This window comes from Bradyrhizobium sp. CCBAU 51627 (genome assembly GCF_028128765.1).
Classification (GTDB): domain Bacteria; phylum Pseudomonadota; class Alphaproteobacteria; order Rhizobiales; family Xanthobacteraceae; genus Bradyrhizobium.
This window is the reverse complement of the sequence record NZ_LBJG01000011.1, coordinates 68191-84814: the sequence shown is the minus strand read 5'-3', so window position 1 is coordinate 84814 and position 16624 is coordinate 68191. Positions and strand designations below refer to the sequence as shown.

The window sequence follows — 16624 nt, the reverse complement described above, 5'->3', positions numbered from 1 at the left end:
TGGCCAAAAGATGATATCCAGCTCACACAGATGTTGAGCAAATATCGACTGCTACGGTTGTCGTAGTTACTGCTGTTGCGTTTTCGACATAATGTCGCAATCCCTCGATAGGGCTGCCGCTGGGTGGCAGTCTCCGGAAAAGTGAACCGGCAATCTCCCAAGATCATGTCCTGCCGCGAGAGTTTGCGATGCCACTGAGTGGTATGGCATTTGCTGATCTCGTTCCACGTCCTCTCTGCTCCAGGAGAAACTCATGGCGGATGTGCAAGAGATTGTTTTGTCGGCACGGGAAAGACAGTGTTTACGATGGGTCGAGGAGGGGAAGTCATCCTGGGCCATCGGAGTCATCCTGAAAGTGAGCGAGAACACCGTCAACTTTCATGTCAAAAACGCAATGCGAAAACTGGAAACGACCACCCGTATCCAATGCGTCCTCAAGGCGCGGCGTTTGCGTCTTATTGACTAACGGCCGCCATTCCGTTGCCGCTGATGCAGATCTAGCGAAATGTAAGGGGCGACTGTGGGTTGCTCCGGCGTAATGCGAAGCGAATTACGCGACCGCAGCTGTATAGCCGTAATACAGGCGCTGTTACTATGAATAGGGCGTGCTTTTATTTGGTCGCCGATCGTCACTTTGGGGGCCGCAGACCACTGGGCGAGGTGAGATCATCGACGCATAACGCTCTTGAAAGCTTGACTGCCGGTCGGAGCGCAGTGTCAACGTTGTGATCAATTTCGAGAATTGGTCGGTGACATCGATGGAACGTAACGCTGCGGGTCGCGGTGGCGTAGGCGACAATCGGAATTCTGAGCGTGAGATGACTCGCCGGGCCTTGTCTTGGCTGGCAGGAATTTTCGGAAGGGACATCATCCATGCGCCGGGCACCCAATTGACGAAGCTGGCTGGCGGGCTGCGCCGTGGAAAATGTCATGATCAATATACAAGATACGACAGGCCTCGGGTGGTCGGCAACGGCCGAACTCGTTGGGCCAAGGCATCAGGATCTTGCGTTGATGATCAACCTTGACTTGTATTTCATCGTCCGGCCGCCCGCTAATGGCCGGACGCATCGCGCGGCTAAACGACGACGCGTCAGCGTTGCGACCACCGCAAGCTGACCAGCCAGGTATCGCCGACGACCGGTTACCCACCGCCCGCTACACGGCGGAAGGGGAGCGATTGATTGGTGACGGTGTGACCTTCTCGGGGCGAATTATCTCAACTTCGCGGTCACAAGCACCCGAAGGACGCAGAACGCCAGTGGCGAGTTGCTAGCTCGGCTGTTCTTCACCGAGAGCGCGGACTGATAAGGAGGGAGCATAGGCAGCTGAGACGAGCTTGTAGCAACAGCATGCTTTATCTTCGAGTAATTTGTGCTCATCGATCTGCAAGACGCCCCGCATCTTGCGAATCAGGCCTTGCTCCTCGAAGCGGATCAAAGTTTCGGTCACCCCCGCGCGGCGCAGTCCCAGCACCGAGGACAGGTAATCGTGGGTGACTGGCAGCACGCTGGAGTCAATAGCGTCACCAGCAAGGCAAATCCAGCTCGCGAGGCGCTGTTCACGATGGTGCCGTACCCCGCACAATCCTGTCTGGACGCACTGAAATGTCAGCGCTTGCACGTACTCGAACAGATGGTCTCTGATCTCGGGATGCACTTTCATGATCCGACGAAGATCCTCGAGGCGAATTCTGTGCGCGCTTCCGGGAAAGACGACGACAGATTGATGCGTTGAAAGATGTCCTCCCCACAAGAAGGAGGTGCCGACTGCGCCCCGATAGCCTATGACTGCCGTTTCGAGCATACTTTCCGCGGCAACAACTCGGAGCGAGACGAGGCCGCTCTCTACGAAGTAAACGTGCTCGACCGGCTTTTTTGGCTCTTGCAGAACCATCCGTTCTTTCAAGACGACCGTCTCGAGACACTCCCCTATTGCCGCGAGCTGTTGGATAGAAAGACGCGCCAAGATTTCGTTCTTCACAAAGGGCCGTTTTGCAGGACGCACCGGAAGAGAACGAACAGGCTGCGGTCGTGGGCCAGGCAGCTGCCTGACAGCTCTATCTTGAGAACAGTCAAGCACTTCGAGGACGGCGGGCACGCGATCGATCATGGTCCCTCTCCCGGCAGGAGGCCTTTGCTCGCCTGCGCCTGACCGTAACGAGAACATGATTACGACTATAGCAACGTTTTCATCTTGATTGATGCAACGAGTAGCTCAAGGGCGCCAAAATCCCGCGTTGAGAGGCTCATCTTCGACGAATTTCGACCAAGCGAATGGAGGCGCTCGCGCTGGCTCGGACTCAACGTGCCACATTCCTGCTCTTGCACTTGCCATTAGCGGTGCGATTGATTGCGTCCACGGCATCGCCGTATAACCGGATTCTACGTGCACCTCTTCTCTATCGCTAACTGAAATCCCAAGAAGCCGTAAAAGAGTGGAACGGCCAGGTCAACACCTCGATTGAGGGCGCGACACGATCGCCCGCATCGTTGCAGTCAATCGTCTGGGGGAAGCTCAACAGGAACAGCAAATCCAACCTTTACGCGATCCAATATGACCATGCTCTTGAAGCCCTTGATATCGCGATTTTCGTAGAAGAAGCGCCGCGTGAACTCCTCGTACTCCTCCATGGACCGCGCAGTAATGTACAGGACGAAGTCGGCATCGCCCGTGACGTAAAAGCCGTTGACGACGTCAATTGACGATTTGATGGCCTTCTTGAATCTATCGATGATGTCGGCACTTTCCCGCTCCAAGGTTACCAGTGCAAGCACTTGAATAGGTCGTCCGACCGCCCTTGGCGATACAACCGACACGTCGGCCTGGATGATGCCCTCCGAGCGGAGCCTCTTCAGCCGTCGTTGGCACGCGGTAGCAGAAAGCCCGGCCATCTCGCCAATCACGTCTGAAGTCAGACGGTTATTCTTTTGCACGATCTCGAGGATCCGGGCATCTATCCGATCGTACTGCATAATCACCTCCCGCCTGAGACGAATTCCGCCGCGAGATCACCGCTCCGTGCAGGAAATCCTCAAGGTGAAAAATACGACGAAATCTTCCGTGACAAAGGCCCAACTTTATCAAGGTAGGGAAAGGAGCGTTGCCATTGGCAGCGAAGCCGCAAAGCCGGCCTTTCGGATGAGATCTGGGCCTTCGTTTTCGACAAAGATATGAACCAAAGCGAAACCCAAACGCAATCGGGCCATGCCGCGTGATAAATTCGTGCGGAAACTGCATCTTGATTGAGGCCATCCAGCTACTCGCCCCTGACGAGCGCGCGCCATGGCGCCGTTTTGCCTCTGAGAGGCGAACCTTTGGGGCGACTTCGTCTTCCAGCTCGATAACAGCCGCAACATGAAATCATGACTGCGATGGTGCATGCACCAACTGCGGCCGCTCCGGTACAGCCCGAATCGCAGAGGGCCTTCGCTCTTATCGAAAGATTGAACCTGACCCGGCACTTGAACCCGTTTGGTTGGAGCCTCCACCTCAAGATGCGTTGCTAACTAAGAGCCGTAGTCCTTGTTTCTGCCCTCATTGTCTTGAGTGCAAACCCCTGGGAAAGGCGCTGCTCTTTGTCATGATGACCCGTCGACAAGTCTATGAACTCGCTCGAAGTGATCTACACGGGCGGGGGCATCCGTTCTTGGCCGCCGAAAAGAGCGGTTCTGACGGACTGTCCGGCGGTGTCTGCTTGGCAACCAGTGTTGGGAAGCGGACATCGTACTGCAGCGGGAGCACTTGAAACTTGTGGCTCTTTAGCCGGCACGCAGCTTGCAGTGAATGGTCCGCGACATAGCGCAAGCGGCGCTGTGTCACGCGCTTGCGTGCTTTCCGCCGCGTCTGCTTGACGCGCCAGGGCCCGCGAGCGTGCCCGCTGGACCTCAGCCGGAGCAAGTCCATGAAAACATCACTCTTGTACGCCAGCTGGCCCGCTTCACTTCCACTGGGCTTTCACAGGAGCGAACGGAACGGTGACTGATGACCCATTCCTTTGGCTCGAGGAGATCGAAGGGCCAGACGCAGTGGCTTGGGCCCGCGCCGAGAACGAGAAAACGCTCGGGGTGCTCCAGTCAGATCCTCGCTATCCGCGCTTCTTTGAACAGGCGCTCTCCATCCTGCAGGCCAAGGATCGGATCGCATACGTTTCGTTGGATCGGCGAGCTTTGGAGAATTTCTGGCGAGACGAGAACCACGTGCGCGGCATCTGGCGGCGCACCACGCTTGAGAGCTATCGTAGCCAAGACCCACAGTGGGAAACCGTTCTCGACGTGGACGCCTTGGCGGTCGCCGAGAACAGGAATTGGATCTTTCAAGGTAGCAGCTGCCTTCCGCCTGAAGAGCGCCTCTGCCTGATTAGTCTTTCCGATGGCGGCAAGGATGCCGCGTCCATACGAGAGTTCGACTGCGACGCCAAGATCTTCGTTGCGGATGGCTTTTATCTCCCAGAGGGCAAGCAGCACGTCAGCTGGGTCGATCGTGACACACTCCTTGTTGCACAGGACTGGGGCGAGGGGACTGTGACGCAAGCCGGCTACCCCTTTGTGGTGAAGGAGCTCAAACGCGCTCAGCCGCTCAGTGAGGCTCGCGAGATGTTTCGTGGCGAGCCCACCGACGTTAGGGCGTCCCCCTTTGTGCTTCGTGACAGCGAGGGCAATATTCATGCGACCGGCGCGATCCGCGCAATCAGCACTTTCGAGTCCGAGTATGTGGTCTTCCGCCCCGATGGGCCCGTCAAGCTCAATCTGCCGAAGAAGGCCGCGATGATCGGTCTAGTGGGTGGTTGCCTGCTTGTAAGGCTTGATGAAGATTGGAGGCCGCCAGGCGATATCAGCTTCGCCGCGGGATCGCTGATTTCGTATGGTCTGGCCGAATGGAAACAGGATCCGCTGCGCGCCAAAGCCTCGCTCGTCTTCCAACCTGGGCCCCGCCAGGCCCTGAGCGGGTTAGGCGTTACAAAGAATTTGTTGATCATGACGATCCTTGAGAACATTCAGAGCAAAGCGTTCGCTTATAAGTACGACCAGGGAGCTTGGTCGGCGACGCCGATCCCGCTGCCGGAACATGCAAATGTCAGCCTGTCAGCCACGTCCGATGAAGCGGACCAGGCGATGTTCGTGGTCTCGAGCTATCTCAGGCCAACCTCAGTCTGGTATTTTGATGCCGAAAGCAAAAGCCTTGAGGAATTGAAGACGACACCGGCTGCCTTCGATGCGTCCAACCATGTCGTGGAGCAGCTCGAAGCCCCTTCGCGTGATGGCACGTCAATTCCCTATTTTCTGGTGCGGCCGAAGAGCGCAAGGTTTGACGGGACGACCCCGACACTTCTTTATGGCTATGGCGGTTTCCAGGCTTCGCTTCTGCCCTCTTATCTGGGACCGGTGGGGCGGCTCTGGCTCGAACAGGGCAATGCCTATGTCGTGGCGAACCTGCGTGGGGGCGGCGAGTTTGGCCCACAATGGCATCAAGCGGCCCAGACGGCAACGAAGCAGACGACATGGGATGATTTCATTGCCGTTGCCGAGGACCTGATTCGCCGGAAGATCACAAGTCCGCGCCGGCTAGGAATCATTGGCGGCAGCCAGGGCGGCCTGCTCGTTGGCGCCGCAATCACCCAACGTCCCGAACTCTTCAACGCGGCCATCATCAAGGTGCCACTGTTTGACATGCTTCGATACACCAAACTGGGCGCAGGCGCCTCCTGGATCGGCGAGTACGGTGACCCTGCCATTGCCGAGCAGCGTGCGTGGATCGAAGGCTACTCGCCCTACCAGAAGCTAATGGCGGGCAAGACTTATCCCGCTCCCCTAATTCTTACCTCCACCAAGGACGACCGCGTGCATCCAGCGCACGGCCGCAAAGCTGCCGCGAAGCTCGCCGCGCTGGGCCAGCCTTACTTCTATTACGAGAACATCGACGGGGGGCACAGCGCCGCCGCCAACCTCAGGGAATATGCGCGTCAACTGGCCCTTGAATACACCTATGCATCGAGCCGGCTTTGTTCTGAGTAAAATTCGGTCAGCGGGCTGATCGAAGCAGATAAAATGAGAGACCATTGGTTATCTCAACGTCTTCACGGTGCTCAGCTGAATTCATCGAACCCACGGCGAGAGAGCTGATGAGCCGCCGGCAGACGCGATGAAGGTCGTCAGATGCGCAAGTTACCGGTTTGACCAGCCTCCACCGCTGGCGAGCGGGTTTCCTGGCGTCCAACCACAACATGACGAGCGGGCGGTAAGTTGCCAGATGCGCTTCCTTGAGGATTGTCTCGCAGACCCCTGTTCGTCCGACATGGCCGGCGTGCGGCTAATATCTAAACGGGAACAGCTAAAGCGCAGCTCTGGGACTGTCTTCGTGCTTGAGAAAGCATGTCACGTAGCTCAATGCAGGCATGGCGCGGATTGATTATCCTGATCCAGGCTGCGCGAACGAGTTCACGGCCGCCCTGTTGTTCAACGACGATCAATCCCATTCACTTTAGCTCGGCTCCGGATGAGCGCGGCGTGTTCGAGGCTCTGCAACTCTTCTGTAAGCCGCTAGCGCGCGACGAGTGAAGCGAAGGTCAAAACGTCATCCGGATCCTGAAGCCTTGAAGCGAAGTGTGGTCGACGTCACGGCGCTTTCGGTCGTTTGCACAATGCGGCTGCAGATAGACCATGCGATAAAAAAGAGCACGTGACCAGCGCAGCGACACTGGCGTCTTGCCGACCATCTTGATGGCCGGCAGACTCTTCGCTAGATCACAGTGGTTCACTATGGAGATGCCGCCGTGGCAATGGGTATTGTGAAGTGGTTCAACTCGACCAAAGGTTATGGGTTCATCAGGCCTGAGGACGGAGGTCCCGATGTCTTCGTGCACATCGGTGCCGTCGAAAGGGCCGGTTACACCACTCTCGAAGAGGGGGCACGGGTAAGTTATGAGCTCAAGGCCGGGCGTTCGGGCAAGATGTCAGCTGAGGATCTTCGGGTTGGCTGATCCGACTCGCCTCCGGAAACTGCTCTCTGCAAAGCGTGTTCTCGCACCTGTCCGACGATGCCTTGTCACGGCGCGCCAGGCGTTTGGCTTTTCGACGGTTTCTTCCAGCCATGAGGCTGTCTCGCAAACCGCATGACAGCGTTGATCTCCCGAGGCCGTCGACCGATCACTGCCGTTCTCAGAGTTATAAGAGTTGCGAGCGGATCGCAGTGTGGGCGTGGCAAGATATTCCTGCGCCCCGAACCGTACGCTCGTGACCAACGCCGGGAAGTGCACGCCGCCGGGCTGGTGCTCCCCTGTCCAGGCGTGATGCATGTAGCTCATGAAGGTGTTCGCACAACCGGGTTCGTCCGTTATGGACCATACTGGCCGGCTGCGCTGAGGCCACAGCACGCCCGCAGCAGCTTCTCCGGCGAGATCGACGGCCGCCCAATCGGCGAAGAGACCGCGGCAAACTCGCGCTCCAGTGTCGACAGCGCCTCGTTCACGATCGTCCGGATCGCTCGCAGCGGATGGTCACGCCGCACCCGAGCCTCTAGATCGACGTAGCTGAACAGCTCGCCCGTTCGATTGTCGCCGCCGCGCACGCATCATCTCCGAATCTCGTCGGAGCCAATGAATCACGGTCGCTGGTCGGCGGCGAGCACCTTTTTCAACGGCCTGCTAGAGCATGATGTTTTTATACGGAAACATAGCCTGAGTTTTTGAAGTAGTTGGTGCACTCCTCCTTGGAGAAGAGATCGAGGAGTTCACCAACCTTTCTCCAGGTTGCCTCCACGTCACGGGGCTCGGCAGCTCGCATGAGATGTTTGAGTTTGGCGAAGACCTGCTCGATCGCCCGCCGCAGTCGCGAGGTAATTGACGAGTATGATGTCGCTCGCCTCGTTTCCTTGGAACTCAAAATACCTTAAGGTCGCATGATGGTGACAGCTTCTCGCTGGACCAAGCCCGCCCATGAAGGACCACCGCGATTCCCCGGGCACCAGCATGTTGACCCGACCGACATTCTGATCGGCCCAAGATTCGTTAACCGATTGTGTCCGTATCTTTCATCTCGATCCATCACTAGCGTTGGTAGTTGACGGGGCGCAAAATTGCCGACCTGGCGTCCTTAACGTGATCCACAAGGAAAAGGTGCGAAGCGACCGTCACCGCACCGGAGGTGCGTCGCGACAACCATTGCGAGGTGATGCTGTCAGCTCGGGAGAAGAACGACGATGGCGACGGTCGATAAATCTTCCATTCGCTGGTCGAACCGCATGAGCGTTTTTCGGCTCAGGCCTACTACCGCGGACTTAGTGCGGGCGTCGGTTAAATGGAAACGATGCGCCCGGCTTCTTCTTTCGTTGTCCGTTCGATGGCAATCGATTTTCTAAAGCCGGCGGTCCTGGACGACCTGCTTGACGTGATCAGGGTCGCAGAAGAGGTAAGGGGCGCGTCAATTGCCTTGCTGCAGCAATGCAGTCGAAGTGACGAACTCCAAGTCACGGAGCGTGTACGCGCGGCGTTTGGCTCGATGCATCCCTACGTCGCTGCGGCTCGCCATCAAAGGGCATAGGTAAGCCCCCCTTTTATTCACGCTGTGACCTCCCAGCGTCCCAATGAAATCAAGCTGGTAGTGTCCTGTTGCGATTCGTCAAATCAGCGTTCGCAGGTGTGCCATGAACACGGCCTTTTACCTGACGCGATTTGGGTACCGCTCAATGAGTTCTTCTTTGTCGATGATGCCCGCTCGCAAATCACGCTGCCAACACTCTGGCGGCTAAGAGCTCACACCCCCTCTGTCCGAACGCAAGCGAGAAGCAGCCCCGCCGCAGTATCGCACTGCTGATGCGGTTCCGCGGTCGAACCGGCGGCCTCAAAGGGTGATGCCGAAACGTTAGTCCGCGGACACCTGATTGTCAGCTTCAGAGCCAATGTCCGGAAGCTGGCATGGCGATGCGGCACGATGAGGCGGCAACCTGCTGTTTGCCGCCGGCATGCTGCTTGCACAGATCGAGCTGCGGGCGGCGCGACACAGCGTGCACGTCTGCAACACGAATTTCGCTGCGTTCGCCCACTCGCAAGAACTTGCGGGCTCGGCCTGCGTGCTTGGTCCGAGGATAAGCCAAATGAAAAAGTCCCTTGTGCGCGCCGCGTTGCTCTCGATGATGTGTTTCACAGTCGCGCTGCTCCACGGGCAGTCTGGTGCGACCCCAGTGGACGATCCGTTCCTCTGGCTCGAGGAGGTCGAGGGGCCGCGCGCATTGGCCTGGGCACAGGCCGAGAACGAAAAAACGCTCGGCTTGCTGCAGTCGGATCCTCGCTACGATCGCTTTTACCGGGAGGCGCTGACGATCCTCCAGGCAAAAGACCGGATTCCGTCCGTTTGGCTGGAACGGCAAGGTCTCGAGAATTTCTGGCAAGACGAGAGCCACGTGCGCGGCATCTGGCGGCGCACCACGCTTGAGAGCTACCGCGGTCAGGATCCCCGATGGGAGACCATCCTGGACATTGACGCGCTCGCTCTCGCCGAGAACAAGAACTGGGTCTACAAGGGTCGCAGCTGCCTTGGGCAGCGCTGCCTCGTCAAACTCTCCGACGGTGGCAAGGACGCCGTGTCCATACGCGAGTTCGACAGCGAAGCCAAAAGCTTTGTTGCAGGTGGATTCCAACTGCCCGAGGGCAAGCAGAGCGTCAGCTGGATTGACCGCGACACTATCCTTGTTGCACGTGATTGGGGCGAGGGGACCACGACCGAGGCCGGCTACCCTTTCGTGTTGAAGGAACTCAAGCGCGCTCAGCCGCTCGATCAGGCCCGTGAGATTTTTCGCGGCCAGCGCACCGACTTCGGGATCGCGCCATTGGTGTTTGGTGAACGGCGGAGTCATGTGACCGGCGTCGCCCGTCGCATCAACGGCTTCGAGTCGCAGTATGTGCTGTTCGGGCCCGCCGGGCCGATCGAGCTCGATCTGCCGAAGAAGGCCTCGATCGTCGGCATCGCGAGTGGCCGGCTGCTTGTGAAACTGGACGAAGACTGGATCCGCTCCGGTGATACCAGCTTCAAGGCCGGCTCAATGATCTCGTATGATTTGGCCGAATGGAGGCAGGATCCGCTGCGCGCGAAACCCTCTGTCGTTTTCCAGCCCAACTGCCGGCAGGCACTCAGCGGATTTGGCAGCACCAGGAATTTCCTGGTCCTGACCATTCTTGACAACCTTCAAAGCAAGGCGTTCGTCTACAGGTACGATCAAGGTACCTGGCATGCCACACCAGTCCCGCTGCCGAAGAATGCGACCGTAAGCCTATCAGCCACTTCCGCACAAAACGACGAAATGACGTTTACCGTCTCTAACTATCTCACGCCAACATCGCTTTGGTACTTTGATGCAGAAAGCAAACGGCTCGAGCTCTTGAAGACGGCACCTGCGACGTTCGACGCATCGAAGCACGTCGTGGAGCAGCTCGAGGCGACTTCGCGCGATGGCACGCGGATCCCGTACTTTCTGGTGCGGCCCAGGAGCGCAAGATTTGACGGCTCGACCCCGACGCTTCTGTATGGTTATGGCGGGTTTCAGATTCCGCGTCTGCCTTCCTATGGAGGAGCTTTGGGTCGACTATGGCTCGAACAGGGCAATGCGTACGTCATTGCCAACCTGCGGGGAGGCGGCGAGTTCGGTCCACCATGGCACCGGGCTGGCCAGGGGGCAACGAAGCAAAAGACATGGGATGATTTTATCGCGGTCGCCGACGATCTGATCCGTCGGAACGTCACAAGTCCGCGCCGGCTCGGCGTGATCGGCGGCAGCCAAGGGGGCCTGCTGGTCGGCGCTGCAATAACCCAGCGCCCCGAGCTTTTCAACGCGGCGATCATAGAGGCGCCGCTGTTCGACATGCTTCGCTTCACCTACTTGGGCGCAGGCGCGTCCTGGACCGCCGAGTATGGCGACCCGGCCATTCCCGAACAACGGGAGTGGATCGAAGCCTACTCGCCGTACCAAATGCTGGTACCGGGCAAGACCTACCCGGAGCCTTTCATTTTTACCTCTACCAAGGACGACCGCGTGCATCCTGCGCACGGCCGCAAGGCCGCCGCGAAGCTCGCTGCGCTCGGCCAATCCTATTTCTACTTTGAGAATATCGATGGGGGGCACAGCACTGCCGCAAATCTCATCGAACGTGCACGCCGGCTGGCTCTGGAATACACTTATGCATCCAGGCGGCTTTGCCCCGAGGCACCGGAAGGCGCACCTTAAACATAGCTCAACAGTACCGTGGCCGTAAACTTCGGCTCTTCCATGCCAATGAACGAGCTGACGTCAGCAAAGTCGAGCCGACTGATCAGCTTCTTGTAGATCGCATCATAGACCTCTACGCCTGGCACCACCAGGCGGAGCAGATAATCGGTTCGCCCGTCAAGCGATAGGCTTCGACGATCTCCGGAATGTCTGCAATGGCACGGCGGAAATCCTCTAACCACGCCATCGAATGACGCGAGCCGGTTCCTTGAAGGTCGAGCCCCATCGACCAATCACTTGAATGAACTTAAGTTTGTTATAGCGAGATTCGGCGTCGCCTCGACGTGCTTGGCGCGGAGGCGCGATCGATGGCTCAAGGCTCAGGCTGGAGCATCGCTCGCGCTTGCAACGGGAGGTCTGTCCGCCAATAGCTGCAAGCGCAGTACAAGAAGGGCCGCGTAGACGGCCTTGCTGATCGATAGGCCAATCCAGATACCGACTGCGCCGAGGCCAGTTTTTAAGCCGAACACGCAACTGAGCGCAAAGCCAATCAGCAGAGGAGCGGCACGCGTGTGTCCTTTGAGCCACGAAGGCTGCCAGCCGCGATGTTTTGGACGGCATCACTCATGAAGAAGCTCGCGCCAACAAGGATGAGAGTTGCAGTCAGCTTGATCGTGGCGTCGGCGCCGCTGGCCGATTGGCCGACGAAGAGCTCGGCGATTTCAAACCGAGTGCCGACTACCGCAATCGTATCAATCGCCGCTATCAGGACCGAGCAGCCTGGCGGCAGCACCTGCTCGCCTGATGCCGGATAAATCGTTCCGGACGAGTGCGTGTCCGACACGCACGGTCACCGCCATGTCCATGCAGAACGGAATCATGCAAAGGGCAGTTGCGACCTGGAAGGCAATCTGATGGGCGGCAATGGCTGTGGTGCTGATCACACCCATCAGAAGCGCCGTCGCCGAAAAAGGTTCGATTCCATGAGAATGGCAACCGAAACCGGCGTCCCGATCACGTGAGCTGCCGCCGCCCACAAAATCGCAGAGATCGTTGTGGGCCGGCAGCGCCGCTCGACACCGAGCGGACGCTTAAGGACCATGCTTCGCTCGACGGGGATTAGCGCGGATTTTCCCGCCGGTCGTCGTCGATCTCCTTTTCAATTGGTTGCTTGGGAGCAGAATTCCCGATCGGTAACTTTCTGGGTCGCTTAGCCTCGGCTTGAAGAAAATGTTCCCGATCGGTAACTTTTATTCTCCGTACATCAGGAATACCACGAAAGTTCCCGTTCGGTAACTTTTTACTGGACAGTGGCTATCTCAAGTCCTAAAGTTCCCGCTCGGTAACTTTATGACGAGAGAGCTATGAACACCCCTCAGGGTACTCCCCCCTCGGGCGGATACGAGGCTCCTGGCGAGACCGGTGTCGCGCGCCAAGCCGCCGAGCTCGCTGCAGCATTCGGTCGCCTCATCCAGGAAGAACGCAAACGCCAGGGCCTCCGGCAGGACGAGCTGGCCATGGTGAGCGGGACAGGAAAGCGTTTCATCGTCGACCTCGAGGCCGGAAAAAGCACCTGTCAGCTCGGGCGCAGCCTGCACGTGGCAAACGTGCTCGGGCTGCGCATCGAGGATGTTCTCAAAGATGCGCAAGCCCGCCGCGCGAACACTTCCGAGACACCGGACATTCCCGACAGCGACGAGGAGGAGCCTCATGGACCGTCTTCCGGTCTACTTTGAGACGCGAGAGGTCGGTTGGATCACGACCGCCGACGAAGCGTCAGGCTTCACCTATGCCGAATCCTGGCGCGGGCTGACCGGCGCCTTCCCTGTGTCGCTCACCATGCCGCTCGCGCGGGCGTCGCATGATGCCTCGGCAATTCTGGTATGGGCGGCAAATCTGCTGCCGGAGAACGCAACTCTCGGGACCGTAGGTCATATGCTCGGCAAGTCGCCGGCCGATGTCATCGGTCTTCTTGCCGAGATGGGCCGCGACACCGCCGGCGCGCTCTCCGTCGGACAACCTGGCACCGGGCTGATCGCCGGCAAATGGCGAGAGATCCCCGACAAGGCCTCGCTCGAGCGCATCCTCAATGAGCTACCCCACAAGCCTTTCCTCGTCGGCGAAGATGGCGTGTCGATGTCGCTTGCCGGTGTGCAGACAAAGCTCGCCGTCGCTCTGGATGGCGACACCCTGTACATACCGATCGACGGCGCGCCATCGACCTACATCATCAAGCCCGATGGCGAGCGCTTGCCTGGCGCCGTCCAGAACGAGGCATTCTGCCTGACGCTCGCGCGCATGATCGGAATCCCGACGCCAAAGGTGACGACAGGGAGGGCAGGCGAACGTAGCTACCTGCTGGTTGAGCGCTATGACCGCCGTCATGACGGCAAGAGGTGGCGGCGGCTGCATCAGGAGGACTTCTGCCAAGCCCTGGGCCTGCCGCCAGCTGCCAAGTACCAGAACAACGATAGAGGCCTAAAAGGACCATCATTGGCCGACATGGTCGGCGTGACCCAGCGCCACATGACAGCACAGGAGACCGCCCGCTTCGTCGATCTTGCCATCTTCAATCCGATGGTGTGGAACACGGATTCCCACGCCAAAAATTACTCGCTGATGCTATCGGCGCGCGGCGCCGCCATGGCGCTAGGCTACGACATCGTCTGTGCGGCGCCATATCCGAAGATCACCCGCAATATGGCGCAGAAGATCGGCGGGCAAAAGCAGGCTGACCAGCTCGGACGCAACCACTGGGAGCGCTTCGCCATCGACTGCAAGCTCTCTCCAGCGCAGACGATCCGGCGCGTCTCCGAGATTGCTCAGGCCGTGACGCACCATGCAATGGCGGCCAAGGCCGAGGTCGAAGCCATGCCTGCCGGCGGCGATCCCGTCCTGGACACGGTGGTCGAGGCGGTTATTTCACGCGCACGCGGCTACCTAGAGCGCCTGAAGCAAGCGGAGCCAGCGCCGGAAGGCGCAGCAGCCCCATCGCCCTGGGAATAGACGCATGTCGCGACAAAGCCGAGCCCGCCTGCCTCACCGCCGGAAAACGTGGCTTTACATCTGCGCTCAAGGATTCCCGGGGGGCGTGCCCGACGATTTTCCGCACAAGGATATGATCATCGCACTCGAGGCGCTGCTCGAAGACCACGGCAAGGATTTCACCCAGTAGCGCCCCGATCTTCCGCATCGCTTATGTAGCTTGGCGCGGCCCCCCCGATAGCAAGATGTCTGCTGCCGGCACGATATTCGCGACGTGGCATGCCAAACCGCAAACGGCGGTTAATCGCAAGGCCATGATGCGTGCCGATCGAGTGGCAGAGCGCCCAGGTGCGGCGAGCTTCGTGCTGATGGTCGTGGCCTTCCTCGCCGTCGCCGCGGCTTTCGCGCTCTCGATCGTGACCGGCTACATCTCGATCCGCCGTCAGGGCATCTATTTCTCGATGATCACGCTGGCGCTGCCTAAAGCTGCTATTTCATCTACCTTCAGGCCCCGTTCATCCATGGTGAGGACGGCATCCAGGGCATTCCGCGGGGACGCATGTTCGGCGTCCTCGATCTCTCCAAGCCGACGGTTCTGTATTACGTCGTGCTGGTCGGCTTCCTTGCCGGCTTCCTGCTGATCTTCCGCATCATCAATTCGCCCTTCGGCGAGGTCCTGAAGTCGATCCGCGAGAACGAGCAGCGCGCGATCTCGCTGGGCTATCGGACCGATCAGTACAAGTTCCTGGCCTTCGTGCTGTCCGGCACGCTGGCGGGCTTCGCCGGAGCGCTGAGGTGTTCGTGGCGCAGAATGCCTCGCTCACCGACGTGCATTGGTCGATGTCGGGCGAGGTCGTGCTGATGACGCTGGTCGGCGGTCTCGGCACCATCTTCGGCCCCGCGGTCGGCACCTTCATGATCATCGCCATGCAGCAATATCTGGCGAGTTTCGGCCAGTAGGTGACAGTGATTCAGGGCGCGATCTTCGTGACCCGCGTGCTCACCTTCCGCCGTGGCATCGCACAGCGCTACAACTGTAAGCTCTGACGATCTGATGCATGCTGTCGCGCGGAGCGTTCGTCAGCGGCTTATTCGTCGTACAGCTGACGCAAGAGTGTTGACCTCTTCGAGTGTATTGTAATAGTGCGGCGAAGCCCGAATGACATGCGGGAGCCTTCTCCTCATTGCGTCCAATGGCGTACTTGTTGGAGGAGAGACCGAGACATTGATTTTTTCACTTTGCAAATGGCGCATGACTTCGCGTGCTTCCACGTCCTGAAGAGTGAACGAGACGATTGAAGCGCGATCTTCTCCAAGGTCGTGAATCGACGAACCGGGGATCGCGCTGAGTGCGGCGCGCAACTCGTTCGCAAGCAGGCGGCAACGTCGTTCGAGCTTGTTGATGCCGATTAGAAGTGCGTAGTCGACCGCTATGCCAAGGCCGAGCCGCGCGGCGTAATTCGCCTCCCAGGTTTCAAACCGTCGAGCGTCGGACCTAAGTTCGTAGCGGCCAGGTCCAACCCAAGGTGCACCAAACAAGTCTATCATGGCCGGTTCAATGTCCTTCAGAAAATCCTCGCGCATGTAGAGGAAGCCTGTTCCACGCGGACCGCGCAGGAATTTACGCCCCGTCGCCGTAAGCATGTCGCAACCAAGTGCACGGACGTCGACGGGGATCTGCCCAACCGCCTGGCATGCATCCAGCAGGTAGGGAACATTATGAGCGCGCGCGATGCGTCCCACGGCTTCAGCTGGGTTCACCAAGCCGCCATTGGTCGGTATCCACGTGATGGCGATCAGCCGGACGCGCTCATCAATCATGCGCTCGAGCGCCTCAGGGTCCAAAACCTGATTTGCGTCGTCGGGTATAACCTCGACCCGTGCGCCCGTGCGGCGGGCGACCTGCAAGAACGCGATATAGTTTGCCGCAAACTCGGCAGAGGTGGTGAGAATTCGATCTCCTGGGCCAAAGCGCAGCGAATAGAAGGCGCGCTGCCAGGCCAGAGTGGCATTTTCGGCCAGCGCGATTTCTTCCCGCTTCGAGCCGACCAGTCGAGCTATGCCATCGTATACGCCTTCGAGGCACGCTGTGCTTTCGGCGTGCGCTTCGTAGCCGCCAATCTCGGCTTCGCGCCGGAGATATGTCATCATGCCGTCCACGACGGGACGTGGCATCAGCGCGGCGCCGGCATTGTTGAGGTGGATTCGATGCGCAACACCCGCCGTATCGGCTCGCAAACGATCGACCTCGGAATCTGAAAGATCCTCCATCGAGCTTGCGGTTTGCTCCCGGATATCCTGCACCAGAGATCCCCTCTTTCGCGACACGGTAGAATGCCAGCTTGCGAGGCGTCAGCGGCCTTCGACCGCCAAATCTTCTTGGAATATGCCTGCCAGACGAGCCCAAACCCGCCATTTTAGGCTCAACAATGCCGAATTCCGT

General features: G+C 58.9%; 13 protein-coding genes and 2 pseudogenes. 8 read left to right on the top strand and 7 right to left on the bottom strand.

What is annotated here, in order from left to right; genetic code table 11:
• Positions 1 to 253: 253 nt before the first annotated feature.
• Entirely contained in the window at positions 254 to 466 is a 213-nt protein-coding gene (locus tag XH88_RS06605) for a response regulator transcription factor (protein WP_271614603.1), read from the top strand.
• An 806-nt stretch (positions 467 to 1272) separates the two neighbouring features.
• Here the strand turns inward: XH88_RS06605 and XH88_RS06600 are convergent.
• Both XH88_RS06600 and XH88_RS06595 read right to left on the bottom strand, forming a co-directional pair.
• Positions 1273 to 2112: a Crp/Fnr family transcriptional regulator gene (locus XH88_RS06600; protein ID WP_271614602.1), complete on the bottom strand. Its 840-nt coding sequence runs from the start codon at positions 2110 to 2112 to the stop codon at positions 1273 to 1275.
• Positions 2113 to 2498: 386 nt separating this feature from the next.
• The gene (locus tag XH88_RS06595; protein WP_271614601.1) at positions 2499 to 2975 is read right to left on the bottom strand and encodes an Lrp/AsnC family transcriptional regulator; all 477 of its coding nucleotides are present in this window, start codon (positions 2973 to 2975) and stop codon (positions 2499 to 2501) included.
• A gap of 1002 nt (positions 2976 to 3977) precedes the next feature.
• Between XH88_RS06595 and XH88_RS06590 the strand changes: the two genes are divergently transcribed.
• Entirely contained in the window at positions 3978 to 6014 is a 2037-nt protein-coding gene (locus XH88_RS06590) for a prolyl oligopeptidase family serine peptidase (RefSeq protein ID WP_271614600.1), read from the top strand.
• Positions 6015 to 6772: 758 nt separating this feature from the next.
• Positions 6773 to 6979 carry a cold-shock protein gene (locus tag XH88_RS06585; protein WP_271614599.1) on the top strand — a complete coding sequence of 69 codons (207 nt, stop codon included), beginning with the start codon at positions 6773 to 6775 and terminating at the stop codon, positions 6977 to 6979.
• A gap of 392 nt (positions 6980 to 7371) precedes the next feature.
• Here the strand turns inward: XH88_RS06585 and XH88_RS06580 are convergent.
• Positions 7372 to 7566, bottom strand: a pseudogene (locus tag XH88_RS06580) (IS5/IS1182 family transposase); the annotation flags it as partial.
• A 1524-nt stretch (positions 7567 to 9090) separates the two neighbouring features.
• Between XH88_RS06580 and XH88_RS06575 the strand changes: the two are divergent.
• On the top strand, positions 9091 to 11214 hold the full coding sequence (locus tag XH88_RS06575) for a prolyl oligopeptidase family serine peptidase (RefSeq protein WP_271614598.1): 2124 nt from the start codon (positions 9091 to 9093) through the stop codon (positions 11212 to 11214).
• 115 nt (positions 11215 to 11329) lie between these two features.
• On the opposite strand, the gene XH88_RS06570 is transcribed toward XH88_RS06575, so the two are convergent.
• The 3 genes from XH88_RS06570 to XH88_RS06560 form a co-directional block, all read right to left on the bottom strand.
• A complete protein-coding gene (locus tag XH88_RS06570) occupies positions 11330 to 11482 on the bottom strand; it encodes an Lrp/AsnC ligand binding domain-containing protein (protein ID WP_271614597.1) in 153 nt (50 codons plus the stop codon).
• 264 nt (positions 11483 to 11746) lie between these two features.
• Entirely contained in the window at positions 11747 to 11989 is a 243-nt protein-coding gene (locus XH88_RS06565) for a hypothetical protein (protein WP_271614596.1), read from the bottom strand.
• Complete coding sequence (locus XH88_RS06560) at positions 11949 to 12146, bottom strand: MATE family efflux transporter (protein WP_271614595.1); 198 nt, start codon at positions 12144 to 12146, stop codon at positions 11949 to 11951. Before XH88_RS06560 ends, XH88_RS06565 begins: the two co-directional genes overlap by 41 nt.
• A 414-nt stretch (positions 12147 to 12560) precedes the next feature.
• Between XH88_RS06560 and XH88_RS06555 the strand changes: the two genes are divergently transcribed.
• The 4 genes and pseudogenes from XH88_RS06555 to XH88_RS06540 all read left to right on the top strand — a co-directional run.
• Positions 12561 to 12932, top strand: coding sequence for a helix-turn-helix domain-containing protein (locus XH88_RS06555; protein WP_442868417.1), 372 nt, complete (start codon positions 12561 to 12563; stop codon positions 12930 to 12932).
• Positions 12907 to 14202, top strand: a complete 1296-nt coding sequence (locus XH88_RS06550) for a type II toxin-antitoxin system HipA family toxin (protein ID WP_271614594.1) — start codon at positions 12907 to 12909, stop codon at positions 14200 to 14202. Before XH88_RS06555 ends, XH88_RS06550 begins: the two co-directional genes overlap by 26 nt.
• Positions 14203 to 14206: 4 nt before the next feature.
• A complete protein-coding gene (locus tag XH88_RS06545) occupies positions 14207 to 14371 on the top strand; it encodes a hypothetical protein (RefSeq protein ID WP_271614593.1) in 165 nt (54 codons plus the stop codon).
• A 193-nt stretch (positions 14372 to 14564) separates the two neighbouring features.
• Positions 14565 to 15228, top strand: a pseudogene (locus tag XH88_RS06540) (branched-chain amino acid ABC transporter permease); the annotation flags it as partial.
• Positions 15229 to 15261: 33 nt separating this feature from the next.
• On the opposite strand, the gene XH88_RS06535 reads toward XH88_RS06540, so the two are convergent.
• Complete coding sequence (locus XH88_RS06535) at positions 15262 to 16452, bottom strand: aminotransferase class V-fold PLP-dependent enzyme (RefSeq protein ID WP_271614631.1); 1191 nt, start codon at positions 16450 to 16452, stop codon at positions 15262 to 15264.
• Between the last annotated feature and the right edge of the window lie 172 nt (positions 16453 to 16624).

Coding starts and splice junctions, on each gene's coding strand:
- XH88_RS06605 (WP_271614603.1), top strand. CDS start 254: ATGGCGGATGTGCAAGAGATTGTTTTGTCGGCACGGGAAAGACAGTGT.
- XH88_RS06600 (WP_271614602.1), bottom strand. CDS start 2,112: ATGATCGATCGCGTGCCCGCCGTCCTCGAAGTGCTTGACTGTTCTCAA.
- XH88_RS06595 (WP_271614601.1), bottom strand. CDS start 2,975: ATGCAGTACGATCGGATAGATGCCCGGATCCTCGAGATCGTGCAAAAG.
- XH88_RS06575 (WP_271614598.1), top strand. CDS start 9,091: ATGAAAAAGTCCCTTGTGCGCGCCGCGTTGCTCTCGATGATGTGTTTC.
- XH88_RS06570 (WP_271614597.1), bottom strand. CDS start 11,482: ATGGGGCTCGACCTTCAAGGAACCGGCTCGCGTCATTCGATGGCGTGG.
- XH88_RS06560 (WP_271614595.1), bottom strand. CDS start 12,146: ATGGGTGTGATCAGCACCACAGCCATTGCCGCCCATCAGATTGCCTTC.
- XH88_RS06555 (WP_442868417.1), top strand. CDS start 12,561: ATGAACACCCCTCAGGGTACTCCCCCCTCGGGCGGATACGAGGCTCCT.
- XH88_RS06550 (WP_271614594.1), top strand. CDS start 12,907: ATGGACCGTCTTCCGGTCTACTTTGAGACGCGAGAGGTCGGTTGGATC.
- XH88_RS06545 (WP_271614593.1), top strand. CDS start 14,207: ATGTCGCGACAAAGCCGAGCCCGCCTGCCTCACCGCCGGAAAACGTGG.
- XH88_RS06535 (WP_271614631.1), bottom strand. CDS start 16,452: ATGGAGGATCTTTCAGATTCCGAGGTCGATCGTTTGCGAGCCGATACG.